This is a genomic window from Williamsia sp. Y853 (assembly GCF_056786495.1).
On sequence record NZ_JBXCJC010000001.1, the window covers coordinates 789,820 to 802,348 of the forward strand.

At 63.3% G+C, this 12,529-nt stretch carries 11 protein-coding genes; 5 read left to right on the forward strand and 6 right to left on the reverse strand.

The annotated features are described in order from the left end of the window. Positions 1–31: 31 nt before the first annotated feature. Positions 32–619 carry a TetR/AcrR family transcriptional regulator gene (locus AC1TPF_RS03880; RefSeq protein ID WP_482136421.1) on the reverse strand — a complete coding sequence of 196 codons (588 nt, stop codon included), beginning with the start codon at positions 617–619 and terminating at the stop codon, positions 32–34. 112 nt (positions 620–731) lie between these two features. On the opposite strand from AC1TPF_RS03880, the gene AC1TPF_RS03885 reads away from it, so the two are divergent. Beyond that, entirely contained in the window at positions 732–1,520 is a 789-nt protein-coding gene (locus AC1TPF_RS03885; protein WP_482142699.1) for an SDR family NAD(P)-dependent oxidoreductase, read from the forward strand. Between the two features lie 19 nt (positions 1,521–1,539). On the opposite strand, the gene AC1TPF_RS03890 is transcribed toward AC1TPF_RS03885, so the two are convergent. The 4 genes from AC1TPF_RS03890 to AC1TPF_RS03905 form a co-directional block, all read right to left on the reverse strand. Beyond that, a complete protein-coding gene (locus tag AC1TPF_RS03890; RefSeq protein WP_482142700.1) occupies positions 1,540–2,292 on the reverse strand; it encodes an IclR family transcriptional regulator in 753 nt (250 codons plus the stop codon). A gap of 180 nt (positions 2,293–2,472) precedes the next feature. Next, the gene (locus AC1TPF_RS03895) at positions 2,473–3,129 is read right to left on the reverse strand and encodes an IclR family transcriptional regulator (protein WP_482142702.1); all 657 of its coding nucleotides are present in this window, start codon (positions 3,127–3,129) and stop codon (positions 2,473–2,475) included. A 184-nt stretch (positions 3,130–3,313) separates the two neighbouring features. Then, the gene (gene bphC, locus AC1TPF_RS03900) at positions 3,314–4,225 is read right to left on the reverse strand and encodes a biphenyl-2,3-diol 1,2-dioxygenase (protein WP_482142704.1); all 912 of its coding nucleotides are present in this window, start codon (positions 4,223–4,225) and stop codon (positions 3,314–3,316) included. 28 nt (positions 4,226–4,253) lie between these two features. Then, positions 4,254–5,426, reverse strand: a complete 1,173-nt coding sequence (locus tag AC1TPF_RS03905) for an acyl-CoA dehydrogenase family protein (protein ID WP_482142705.1) — start codon at positions 5,424–5,426, stop codon at positions 4,254–4,256. A 243-nt stretch (positions 5,427–5,669) separates the two neighbouring features. Here AC1TPF_RS03905 and AC1TPF_RS03910 point away from each other — a divergent pair, with 243 nt between their 5' ends. From AC1TPF_RS03910 to AC1TPF_RS03920, 3 genes are all read left to right on the forward strand, one after another. Beyond that, positions 5,670–6,158: a nuclear transport factor 2 family protein gene (locus AC1TPF_RS03910; protein WP_482142707.1), complete on the forward strand. Its 489-nt coding sequence runs from the start codon at positions 5,670–5,672 to the stop codon at positions 6,156–6,158. A gap of 133 nt (positions 6,159–6,291) precedes the next feature. Continuing rightward, positions 6,292–7,152, forward strand: coding sequence for an alpha/beta fold hydrolase (locus tag AC1TPF_RS03915; RefSeq protein ID WP_482142709.1), 861 nt, complete (start codon positions 6,292–6,294; stop codon positions 7,150–7,152). A 144-nt stretch (positions 7,153–7,296) separates the two neighbouring features. Beyond that, the gene (locus AC1TPF_RS03920) at positions 7,297–11,043 is read left to right on the forward strand and encodes a DUF3376 domain-containing protein (RefSeq protein WP_482142710.1); all 3,747 of its coding nucleotides are present in this window, start codon (positions 7,297–7,299) and stop codon (positions 11,041–11,043) included. On the opposite strand, the gene AC1TPF_RS03925 is transcribed toward AC1TPF_RS03920, so the two are convergent. Beyond that, positions 10,978–11,643: an O-methyltransferase gene (locus tag AC1TPF_RS03925; RefSeq protein WP_482142712.1), complete on the reverse strand. Its 666-nt coding sequence runs from the start codon at positions 11,641–11,643 to the stop codon at positions 10,978–10,980. The two genes, AC1TPF_RS03920 and AC1TPF_RS03925, sit on opposite strands and share 66 nt — an antisense overlap. A gap of 111 nt (positions 11,644–11,754) precedes the next feature. Between AC1TPF_RS03925 and AC1TPF_RS03930 the strand changes: the two genes are divergently transcribed. Further along, complete coding sequence (locus AC1TPF_RS03930; RefSeq protein ID WP_482142713.1) at positions 11,755–12,447, forward strand: TetR/AcrR family transcriptional regulator C-terminal domain-containing protein; 693 nt, start codon at positions 11,755–11,757, stop codon at positions 12,445–12,447. Positions 12,448–12,529 lie beyond the last annotated feature (82 nt).

A 12,529-nucleotide genomic window follows, 5' to 3' on the forward strand; every position in this document is an offset into this window, starting at 1 on the left:
CTCTGCTGCGGATGGTGGCAGGGCCGAAAGGTCAGGTGTCGCGGTGGCGCATCCCGTCGACGAACACGGTGATCACGGTGCGGGCGAGATCGGCCAAGGTCTGCTCAGCGCTTGGCTGAAACCAGCGTGAGGCGTGCCAGAACGAGTCGTAGAGAAGTTCTTGAAAGACTTTGGGGTCGATGTCGGTGCGCAGGTCACCGGCGGCAACGCCTTCGGTGATGGCATCGCGCCAGGCAACCTCCATGGTGTCGGCGGTCGCCGCCATATCGGCCTCGACCACACGTTCACGCATGTACTCGCCTTCACGTCGCCAGATCGACGTGGCGCCGTGGTATTGCTCGCTGGTCTCAAGCGCGATCACGCCGAGCGCCACCAGGCGCTCGACAGGCGGTAGCTCGCGCGCCAGTAGGTCATTGCATCGTGCCGACAGATCTTCGATGTACTCGCGGATGAGCTCGGTGACGATTGCTTCCTTGGAGGGGAAGTAGTGGTACAGCGCGCCCGAATAGACACCTACCGCTTCGGCGATCTCGCGAATGGTGGTCGCGGACACACCTTTTCGAGCGAAGATCTTGGCCGAGCGGTCAAGTATCAGCTTCCTGCGTTCTTGCGGATCCACGGTGGTACCCCTGTCGGATTCGGGCGTCGGGTGCCCATGGCGCTGATTGTGCCATAGCCATTGATCAATCGATCAATGGCTCCGGTTGTTCAAATGTTCTGAAGGAGTATGCATGACTACTTCGTCTGATGGTCGTCCTGTTCAACCGGCCGTATTGGACGGCCACACCGCCATCGTCACCGGCGCCGGGCAGGGGATCGGGCGTGGCATCGCCCTTGCGTTGGCAGCGGCCGGAGCGCAGGTGGCGGTGGTCGGCCGCACGGAAGCCACCCTCGGTGCCGTGGCGGAGGAGATCATCACCCGCGGCGGTCGAGCGGCGGCGTTTGTCTGCGATGTGACCGACGGTGGCGCAATCGAAGCACTGGTGCCTGCGGTCGCCGGTGAGTTCGGTGGAATCACGTTGCTGGTCAACAACGCTCAGAGTCCGGCACCGGGATTGCTGCTGGACATCGACGAGGCGACGTATCGAGAGGGCATGGAATCTGGTCCGACCGCGACGTGGCTCATGATGCGGGCCTGCCATCGATATCTGAAGGGTGGCGGTTCGATCGTCAACCTTGGATCAGCGGCCGGCATTCGGTGGAATCCTTCTGGTACCGGCGCCTGCGCGGCGGCGAAAGAGGCGGTACGAGTGTTGACCCGGACCGCGGCGTGCGAATGGGCGTCCGACGGAATTCGTGTCAATGCGCTTCTGCCGCTGGCCAATTCCCGGTCGATGGAACAGTGGGCGCAGCACAAACCCGAAGCTGCCGCGGAATATCTCCGCACGGTCCCGCTCGGGCGGCTGGGGGATCCAGAGGCCGACATCGGTCCCGCCGCGGTATTCCTGTGCAGCGACGCCGCCCGATACATCACCGGTCATACCCTGGCCGTCGACGGCGGGCAAGCACTCGTCCGCTGACGTCGTGAGGCCGGGCCGCTCATCCGGCTTGACGTACAGATCCGTTCTCGCCCAAGGCCTGCCAGATTGCCCGCGCTGCCGTCCGAACGGGGGTCGCCAGGGTGACGGTGTCGACTCTGTTGACGGGCCCGGTGACCGACAGGGCGCCCACGCAGGTCCGGGTGTTGCCGATCGGGGCGGCCACGCACGCAACGCCGGGCACCGAATCTTCGCGTTCGTGTGCCACGTTGCGCTGCCGAATGTGGGCGATCTCGTGGCGTAGCCCGACACTGGTGCCCCCCGCCTTCAAGGACGCCACTGCCGATCGATTGCGCATCGGATCAACGCCGGAGTGTGCGATGAGCGCTTTGCCCAGTGCGGTGCGCAGGGCGGGTTGCCGCCCACCGATCCGGGACGGGAGTGCAACCGGGCCACAGCCGACTTTGTCGAGGTAGCGGACGTCATTGCCGTCGAGGACCGCGAGGTGAACGACGAGTCCGGTGGTGGCGTGAAGTTCATGCAGAACCGGGTGCGCGGCCCGGTGCAGGCTGTCTTGCTGTTGGGCGAGCGCGCCCCACTCGAACATCGTGCGGCTCAGACCGTATGACTGCCCATGCCTGCTCACCCAGCCGAATTCGACCAATTGGGACAGCAACCTGTGAGCCGACGAACGTGGTAGGCCTGTGCGGCAGGACAACTGGGACAAGGTGAGCTCGTTACCGTCACGGAACTCATCGAGCAGACCTGCCACGCGGTCGATGACAGCCGGGGAAAAGTCGTCGCCGTTTCTCACGTAAACCTCCATCGGTCAGCAGGCCGGGACTGTGGCCTACAAGCGCGTGGCAATTCTATTGATCAAGCGCTCAATCAATGTGGATATGACGATAGCAGGACTGTGACGTGGGTCAAAGTGAATTGGTGATGTGCGTCTCCGACCATGCGCTTTCGGGTGCGGATTTGTGACGCGCCGGGCTCAGATGGAGAGCGTCGAGGCCACCAGGTCGGCGGCCCGGGCCAGGTCGCGGTCGGCACCTTCCGGTGTTCGTCCGGCCGGCCCGGTCAGCGACAGCGCGGCGATCTCGCCGTGGTGCGCATCGAAAGCGACGGCGACACAATGCACTTGCTCGCCTCTGTTGCCGTCGAAAATGCGTTCTTCGGCGGCGGGCTCATGGCCGTCGCGGTGGGCCAAAAGAGCGACGCCCTCGGCGGTTTCGTGTGCGGGCCGGCGTTGCCCGACATGGGTGGGAAGGGCGCTCGCCGCCCATCTGCCGCCGACCTTTTCGAGGTAGAGAAGATCGTCGCCCTCGAGAACTGCCAGGTGAACCGCCATTCGGGTGTGCTTGTGCAGTTGGTACATACTCGCGCGGGCGGCCTGGTGGATCCGGTCATGGCTCTGCGCCAGGGATCCGAGTTCGGTCAGCTTCGGGCCCAGCTGGTAGCTGGTTCCACGGCGACTTATCCAGCCGACCTCTACGAGTTGCAGGAGCATTCGATGGGTCGACGATCGCGGAAACCCGGTGCGTTCGGCCAGTTCGGTGAGCGTCAGACTGCCGGATTCTCGAAACGGCTCGAGCAGCAGAAGTACTCGTCCCATCACGGTCTGGGGTCGTTCGTGGTCTGTGGGGGGCAAGGGAACTCCGAAGCAAAAGGAATCATTGATTGATCGGACAATCAATGACCGGATAGTACTGCAACGCTGTCTGAGTGGCGAAGGGGTTCCTCGCTCTCGGGTGGCGGGTGAACGCAGAGAAGCACCGCGACGAGGGTCACGGTGCTTCTCTGTTGCATGTCTTCTGACCGGCGGTGAGAGGGGGTCAGCCGGCTGTCGGGATGAAAGCTTTCAGCGGCTCGGAGCCCGACTGATCATGGCCCCAGTAGGCGTCGGCGGTGATCTCCTCGGACGTGTAGAACCGTTCGTCGACGAGCATGCCTTCGGTTCCGAACTCGAGATCCCAGCCGCCCGGCGCCCGCACGTAGAACGAGATCATCTTGTCGTTGGTGTGGCGACCCAGTGTCGACGAGATCGAGAACTTTTGCTGGTTGACCCGATCGAGCGCCTGACCGACCGCGTCAAGGGTGTCTACCTCGGTCATCAGGTGTACCAGGCAGGGCTCTTCGGTCGGCGGGGCCGGGCACAGCGCGAGGCTGTGGTGGCGCTGGTTGATGCCGAGGAATCGCACCCGGGCCAATCCCTCCTCGTCGAGCCGGATCGAGCCCCGGGGCAGGAATCCGAGTACCTGCGTGTAGAACTCGTATGACTCGGCGAACTTCGCGGTAGGCAGCACCACGTGGCCGAGGCCGTGTCCGCCCGTCACCCAGCGGCCGGCAAACGGCGTCACAACCGGGCTGTGGTCGAGAACGGGACCGTAGAACACCTCGAGGCGGGTTCCGGCCGGGTCGTCGAACGCGATGACCTGTTCGGCATCGAGATACGAACTCTCCCTGCGCGACAACACCTCAACGGTGCGTCCGGACTTCTCTACGGCCTGCTGTACGCGCTCGAGTGCGAACTCGTCACGCACCTCCCAGCCGACGGCGAGTGCCTTGTCGGAATCGCCGGGGAGCACCGAGATGCGCGAACGCCGTTCGTCGACTCGGGCATACAGCGCGTCCGGCTCGGGGCCGCTGCCGACGGCCATGCCGAGGCCGTCGATGAGCAGTTCGCGCCAGCGCGCCACGTCCTGCGTCTGGATTCTGAGGTAACCGAGACCCCGAAGTTCTGTCATGGCTTCCGTCCTTGAAATATGAAGAGGGTCAGATCATTGCGCGGTATGCGCCCTGCGGGTCGCCGCCGAGCTGAGCGAGTGCGGCAGCGTGGTAGGTCATGCCGGGCACGTGGATGGCATGGGTCAGACCGACATGGGCATCACGCCAGAACCGCTGCATCGGGGTCTTCGTATGCACCGCAGCGCCACCGGCACGTGCGAATACCTCGTCCATCGCACGCACCGCCCGCCATGCGGCCGCGATCTGGGTACGTCGGCCGATTGCACGTTCCTCGAAACCGATTTCTTCGCCGCGATCCGTCTTGTCCCAGAAACGGTCGACCGTCTCGAGCAGCGACAGTCGGGCAGCGGAGATCTCGGACGCCGCCTCGCTGATCGCGAACAGGACGTACGGGTCCTCTTTGATGGGCACGCCGGTGACCTGGACACGTTCCTTCTGCGCTGCGATGTAGCAGGCCAGCGCGCCCTCGGTCATGCCGATCAGCGATGACGTGATGCCCAGGGGGAAGATGCAGGAGAACGGGAAGCGGTACAGGGTCTCGTCGCGTCCCGCGTGGCGCCACCCGTTGCCGCTGAGCACGATGTCGGCGTCGAGCGTTCGGTACTCCGGTAGGAATGCATCCTTGACGATCAGATCCTTTGAGCCGGTGCCCCGCAGACCGATGACGTTCCAGCTGTCCTGGTCGATCTCGTAGTCCGAACGGGGCAGCACGACGTGCAGAACTTTGTCGGTGCGGTTGCCGTCCTTGTCGCCGACGGCAGCACCGATCATCACCCAGCCGCAGTGGTCGGTGCCGGACGAGAACGACCAGCGGCCGTTGAGGATGTACCCACCGTCAACCGGGACCGCGACACCCATGGGCGCGTACGGCGACGCCATCCACATGTCGTTGTCCGCGCCCCAGATCTCTTCCTGGGCTTTGGGATCGAAGAATGCGAGTTCCCACGGATGGACGCCAACGATGCCGGCGACCCAGCCCGTCGCACCGTCGAGAGCACCGAGTGCCATGGTGGTTTCGGCGGCTTCACGGGGGTGCCCCTCAAATCCGCCGTATTCCTTCGGCTGGAACATGCGGATGATGCCGGAATCACGCAGGTGCTTCGCGGTCGTGTCGGTGAGCCGCATCAGCGACTCGCCTTCGGCGGCGCCCGCGCGGATCTCGTCCGCGTGCTGCATGATTCTGTCCAATACCTGGCCCATGGCGTGACTCTTCCTGGAAATTCGGCCCATGACGAGCCGGGGACTGCGTGGGGATTTCTCCACGGAACTGACAAGACCTGCACGCACTGTGCAGGTGTGGTGTGACCAACATTCCCAGCGAGACAGTGATGGTGCACCTACGTTTCCGTTGAGCGGGACGTCTGGGGTGCGGTCGGGTCGATAGCGGTAGAACGAGATGTACCGGCATCACCTGTGGATGCCTGCAACTTCGGAAGGACTGACATGACCGACACCGCAGACCTGGTGGCTTCCCTGCTCGAGCGCGTGCAGACCCTCGAAGACAAGGCGGCCATCCACGAGGTGCTCACCGCCTACGGTCCGGCCGTCGACGCCGGTGACGCCGATGCGGTCGGTCGCTTGTGGGCGGACGATGCCGTCTACGACATCGACATCCGGGTGATGGAAGGACGCGACGCGATCACCGAGATGGTGCGCACCAGGCCCCATCAGGACTACATCAACGAGGGCTGCGGGCATCTTCTCGACCCCGTCCATATCCGTGTCGACGGCGACACTGCGGTGGCGACGTGCCACTCGCTGCTCCTGCGTCGCAATGTTGGCGAGGATTCGTTTCGGGTCTGGCGCGTCACCGCGAACCGCTTCGACCTCGGGCGAATCGATGGTCGGTGGCTGATCCGCCGCCGCACTGCGCGATTGCTCGACGGCAGTGCCGGGGCCCGCGAGTTGCTTGCCCGCGCTTCGCAGGGCTGAGCTCGTGGAAGAAGGTCACCCGACCTCAACACAGTGGAAGCTGTTGGTACACAACGATTGTTGCTGATCTGGCATCTCGTTCAGCGGAATCGCTACTGTGGACGTTGGTAGTGCCCTGGCAACGTCGTCGTCCATGACTGCAGACGCGAGCTATGAACAGAGCCGACGGGAACTCGAGACGAGCCTCGGAGTGCTTCGCTACCACGAGGCCGGTGACGGACCGCCGCTGTTGTTGCTCCACGGATCGGGCCCCGGGGTCACCGGATGGCGCAACTACCGCGGAGTGCTCGCCGAACTGGCGGAGCATTTTCGTTGCCTGGTACTCGAATTCCCCGGCTTTGGTGTGAGTGACCCCGTCGACGGGCATCCGATGGTGATGGCCGAATCCGCCGTCGGCGTCTTCCTCGACGGACTCGGTCTCGGTGCCGTCGACATCATCGGCAACTCGATGGGTGGCATCGTCGCAACGAAGGTCGCGATCTCCGAACCCGAGCGGGTCGGCAAGCTCATCACCATCGGCGGCATGGGCAAGAACATCTTCTCGTCGGGGCCCAGCGAGGGCATCAAACTACTGATGGAGTTCACCGACAACCCCACGCGGGAAGGCATGATCCGCTGGCTCTTGTCGATGGTCCATGATCGCGGACTGGTGACGCCGGAACTGATCGACGAGCGCTGGGAGCTTGCGACCGAGCCCACCACGCTGGAGATCGCACGACGCATGTACAGCAGCAAGGCATTTGCCGCGACAATTGCGGCGAACAACTCCGCCGACGCGGTGCCGTATTGGGCGCAGCTGCAGAAGGTGAAAGCGCCGACTCTGCTGACCTGGGGCCGCGACGACCGGGTCAGCCCGGTGGACATGGCCGTCCTACCGATGCGTGACATCCCGAACGCCGAACTCCACGTGTTCCCGAACTGCGGGCACTGGACGATGATCGAGGCCCGCGAGGCCTGGCTCTCTGCGGTGCTGGCCTTCCTGACACGGGCGTAGGCATTTGTCCGAGATTGCCTGAAAGGGCAGACTTTGTGATTTCGTGCCAAATTCGCTATCGAAATTGCCTCTGGTGCTGTTCAATTGCAAAGCAATTGGTCGCGACGTCCAGGGTTGTCTGTGGCCTGTGATCGAGGGGTAACGATGGCTGAATCAACCCCAGGCCAGTACAAGACGCTCCGGCTGGCGTTGGCGATGCGCGGCGGTGTGAGTCTGGCCGTCTGGATCGGGGGCGCGGTCGCAGAACTTGATCTGTTCCGACGCGCGTGCAACGGCGCGTTGCAGGAGGATGGTTACCCCAACTGCGCGACGGAAAGCGAAGGGCAGCGCGAACGGGCGAAGATCTACGCAGATCTGTTGCGCAGGACCCAATTCGAGAATGTCGAGATCGACATTCTCGCGGGTGCAAGTGCCGGTGGACTCAACGCAATTCTTCTGGGGCTGGCCCAAAGTCGAGGTGTGGTCATGGACCGCGTGGTTCACGACACCTGGATCGAGAAAGGTGGGATCTGGGAACTTCTTCGCGGGCGAGGTCGAGGGGGCGTCCAGTCGATTCTCCGAGGAGACGAGCGTCTGCTCGCCGTTATCGAGGAGGCGCTCGCGAAGATCGGCCGGTCCGGTGCCCAAGCCCCGAATAACCACGATGACACGACAGCTGGTACCAATCCTGTTGTTGGTCAGCACTTGTCAGTGGAATTGGCGGCGACATTGCTCGAGGATCGATCCCAACCGCACCGCAGCAATGCGACCGGATTCTCGTTCACTCGTCGTCCCGGCGGATTGGGGACGCCATACTCGACGATTCCGAGTCTCGGGGACACGGGCGCGGATGTAGACATTGCGCTCAGTCGAATGGCCCTGGCTGCCCGGTCCACCTCATCCTTCCCTGGTGCGTTCGAACCGGCAACGGTCTATTCATGCGAGGATGAACAACAGAGTCCGAAACCAGATATGGCGCGGTGCTTTCCGTTTGCCCGTCCCGTCCCGGACAGCCCTGACGCCGCGAAAGATCTGGATGGCGACACGAAGTATCTGCCGTTCGATGTGGTGGACGGTGGCATTTTCGACAACATTCCGATCGACCGTGCAATCCGCGCGATACAGCGCGCGCCGGCATCGCAACCCACCGAACGCCGGCTCGTCTATCTCGACCCTGAGCCGCCGTCGAATAGGCAGGCACACCTCGCCCCGTCGACCGCGAGAACGGACCGTGGATCCGCCGCGTCGTGGATACCTGTCATCCGTAAGTCGATGGCGCTCAAACAACGCTCCGAGCGCGCCGGTGATGAGCTGGCATTGCTTCGTGCCCACAATGATTCGGTACTGGAGCTGCGAAGTCGACTTGCCGCTTTCGCGGCGCTGTTGGGCACGGCTGAGGGCGCCTGCCCTTCCGTGAGTTCCGACCGCTACCGGCAATGTCGAATCGGAGTGGATGCCGGCAGGTTTGCGCGGGTGCTGTCGGATCCATGGTCTGAGCTCTGCCGGCCGCCGCGAGTATCCGCGGACTATGGAGTCCTCACGTCCTCAGACCTGCTGCAGCTGAAGTCCAAGTTGGCCAGGGAGTACAAAACAAGGGCGGTTGCAGCTGATTTGGAGCGAGACGTCTATGCGATCCTCGATGCGGCCCGCGTCCTTTTGGCATGGGTACATGGGATTGAAGCATTGGCGGCGACTGTTTCAAGCGCGCCGGCGACACATGCGCTGTTGCCGCGTCTCTCCCAGCGGAAGAAGGGCCTATACCGCTGTATCGCGTTGGCTTTCGAGGCGCGACTGCGAACGGTCGATGAAGAGGTGGCTGTGACGCTGAGGTCTGGTGCGAGCACTCCCGAGGTCGGATGGGAGCCCACTCAAAACTCTGAGGCGTATTGCCTGAGTGGACGGCTGGAGAGTAGTTGGCAGAAGCAGAAGGAACTCACTGTGCCGAAGACCCTTCTGGAGAAGGTCGGCTCGGGTACTTCCGACGACTTCTATGTGGGTCTCGGTTCCTGGCCGAGGATGGGTGAATCCACCGGACAATCGTCCGGCCCACAGATTCCATTCCTGGACCAGGGCTGGCACTGGCTCGAAAGTGCACGAGTGGCGATCCAAAGCGAGACAGAAGAACCCATCGACGCGATCCTTCACAGTCCAACGGTGAGCGGACGAGCTCGGACGGCTTGGAAGGAGTCGGTGTTCCCGTACCTCTACGCGGACTGCCCACTCGACGCCAACATTGTCGAAGTCGGAAAGATCTTCGCGGTGACGGGTATTCCGTCGACGGTGTCGATAATCGAATACGACGAGATCACGAGCGACGAGACACCAACGATTGACGTACCCACGCTGTACGCCGCCGCGCGCGCGAAGCATCTCGGCCAGTGGCTGCGAAAACTCCCGGACGAATCGGTGATGAAGAGCATCATCGGCGACAAGGCCGGCCTCATGAACGCCGACACCAAACTGGCAGGCAACGCCCTTTCGCGGTTCGGCGGATTCTTCAAATGGACGTGGCGTGAAAATGATTGGCAGTGGGGACGTTTGGACGCCGCCTCCGGCATCGTCAAGATTCTGGAGAACGCCAGAAGTGACCGATTGACTGATGACGGGCCGGAAGGGGTTGCGGATGACCCTCTCTCCGACAGGATCTCCCACCTGCAATCGTCGATCTTGGTTGACTCGAAGCTCGATGCGCCACCGCAAACCGGCGAAGAACCCCTCGTGCAAACAGTGGGGAGTGACACGCTTGCTGCGATCAGTCACCGCTATCGGTTTGCACTGGCGTCCAGGGTATTGCCGCTCGCGATACGCGCCTGCCTTCCCGGAACGGAATCGCGGTGGTCGTTCGGCGGAATCGCCACCCGGATTGCATTGATTATCGCCAAGCTCGTGGGCATCGTGGCTGTACTGGTGGCAGACCCGCTACGCCTGGTGTGGGCGATCGTCACGATTCTCGCCGCCGCCACCCTCATGGGGGCAGGTACCACGTCGCGGGGAGTCCAGACGGTCTTCTACGGGATCATCATCGTTGCCGGCGTATTCATGTGTATCCGTGCCGGATTGGCGAGCAGTAGGTGGAGAAGTCTCCGGTCGCGCCTTGGCGGGATAGACGAACCCCATGTCGGCAAACCCGAATCCGGCGACTGGATCAAGTTGGCAGAAGCGGCCGACCAGCCGTCGTACCGGCGATGGTCGATGGGGATCGGGATCGTACTTGCTTGTATCGCCACCTATTTGCTGGTCGGCTCGTATGCGAGCTGGATACGCGACTTCGGAATCCGGACCAGTCTTGAGACATTCATTGTCGCGCTGGTCGCGATCGGAGCCGGGCAGCATTGGCTGAATCAGCGGGCATACCGACTGCGGCCACCATCGCGCACTCGACGGTTTGACAAGTTCGGGTATCGCCGTCTCGCGAGCTACCTGGCGATCGTGGCTGCGATCGGAGTTGCTGTCGCAGCCCATTATCTGGCCGACGGTGATGAGCACTTTCCGGATAGTTGGGGATTTGACGGAGTCGACAACAACCTCTTTGTCGCGGCGGCCGCTGGTGCAATACTCGCGGCTCTGTCGGTGTGGGGATGGGTGGCCGGCCGGTGGGCGACGTTGGTCATCGCAATCTGCGGCCTTCTCTCACTGGGCGCCCAACACCTGCTGGACAACAGGTGGAAGTTGGTAGATGAGTGGGCGGTCTGGGATCTCTTGCCTGCCGCGGTGTGGATTGTGTTCCTCGGTCTCATCGTCGGATGCCTGCCCGCCCGTGGGACGAACTTCGGGGAAACGCCTTCGCCGCACTCGGTTCCAGAGGAATCGGCAACACCGCAAACCGCTGCAGCGCCGGGGTCAGATCTAGGCGACGTCCTGAACAAGCGCAATTGCGAATCCGTCCCAGCCCTTGACGCCCACCGTTTGTAGTGCGGTGGCATCGAGCCGAGGGTCGGTGGCAAAGAGATCCAGTACCTCACGACTGGCGACCACCCGTTCGTCGTCCTCGGTCGGGTCGGCGATGGCGCCGGCACGGACGACGTTGTCGACGACGATGACGGTGCCCGGCCGCGACACCCGCAGCGCGGCGCGCACGTAGTTGCTGTTGTTCGGCTTGTCGGCGTCGATGAACACGAGATCGAACGGGGCGTCCGCGGGGAGGGTGGGCAAGATGTCCAGTGCCGCGCCGACCTTGATCTCGACGCGTTCGCCGACCAGGGCGCGGTCGACGTTTGCCCGGGCCACTTCGGCGTGGTGTGGCTCGTATTCGAGTGTGATGACACGTCCGCTGCCGCCAACTGCCCGCGCCAGCCAGACGGTGCTGTATCCGCCGAGTGTTCCGATCTCGAGGATCCGCCGGGCACCGATCGCTCGTGCGAGCAGGTGCAAGAACTTGCCCTGGACGGGTGCGACATCAATCGCCGGTAGCTGCGCCTCGGCATTGGCTTCGATGACGGCGTCGAGGGCCGGATCATCTCCGATCAGGACGTTACTCAGGTACAGGTCGGCGAGGGCCCAGTTCTCGGTCATGTTTTCAGTGTGCCGCTTCAAGAAAGGGTTTGCCCATACTTCTGGCCAGACTGCGCGTAGGTCTACCGATCACTGAACTAGGGTTGGCCACAAGCCCGAGGGAGGTGCGCATTGCCGGACTCGGCGAATGAGAATCCCGCTGCTGCGCGCCGGGGGCGCCCCCCACGCATCAGTCGTGAGGGCATCATCCGGGCCGCACGCACCCTGCCGCAGGACACCATGACGATGCAGGCGGTTGCCGATGTGTTGGGCGTCGACCGTAAAGCTCTCAGCTACCACGTGAACGATCTCAACGGCTTACGTGAGCTGGTCGCCTTCGATGTGTTCGAGTCCGAGTTGAGCCGGGTGGAATTACCGACCGGCGCCGACTGGCGCGAGGTGATCCGGCGGTATGCCAGTGCCATGCGCGATGCGGTTGTCACGGTCGGTGCGCTGGCGATGTACATCCGCCTACCGGGCGCAGGCGGTGTGCGCACGCTGGCTCCGATCGAGCGGGTGTTGCAAACCCTGGTCGATGCCGGTTTCGGCGTCGATGAGGCGGGCCGGATCCTCGCGTTGCTGACCGAGGTGGCCTACTCGACCGGGCGGGACACGTTGCAGGCCAACGACAGCAAGATCCATCCTGACGTACCCGATGTGGCCCGCACTTTGACGAGCGCCCCGGACACGGATTTTCCCGTGCTTCGCAGCTTGGTGACGGCCAGGCAGAGTGCAGGGTCCGGCGACGGCCAACTCGAGTTCGATCTGGCCGTGATCATCGCCGGTCTGGAGCACCGCCTGGCGGTGATCGGTTCCTCCGCCTGACCTAGTTTTCCCCGATCGGGAAAAAGATTCCGAAAATGCGCCGCGGTGTGCGTCGTCCCGTGTAGTCATGGTGGAAACGCCG

Coding starts and splice junctions, on each gene's coding strand:
- AC1TPF_RS03885 (WP_482142699.1), top strand. CDS start 732: ATGACTACTTCGTCTGATGGTCGTCCTGTTCAACCGGCCGTATTGGAC.
- bphC (WP_482142704.1), bottom strand. CDS start 4,225: ATGACAGAACTTCGGGGTCTCGGTTACCTCAGAATCCAGACGCAGGAC.
- AC1TPF_RS03905 (WP_482142705.1), bottom strand. CDS start 5,426: ATGGGCCAGGTATTGGACAGAATCATGCAGCACGCGGACGAGATCCGC.
- AC1TPF_RS03910 (WP_482142707.1), top strand. CDS start 5,670: ATGACCGACACCGCAGACCTGGTGGCTTCCCTGCTCGAGCGCGTGCAG.
- AC1TPF_RS03915 (WP_482142709.1), top strand. CDS start 6,292: ATGACTGCAGACGCGAGCTATGAACAGAGCCGACGGGAACTCGAGACG.
- AC1TPF_RS03920 (WP_482142710.1), top strand. CDS start 7,297: ATGGCTGAATCAACCCCAGGCCAGTACAAGACGCTCCGGCTGGCGTTG.
- AC1TPF_RS03925 (WP_482142712.1), bottom strand. CDS start 11,643: ATGACCGAGAACTGGGCCCTCGCCGACCTGTACCTGAGTAACGTCCTG.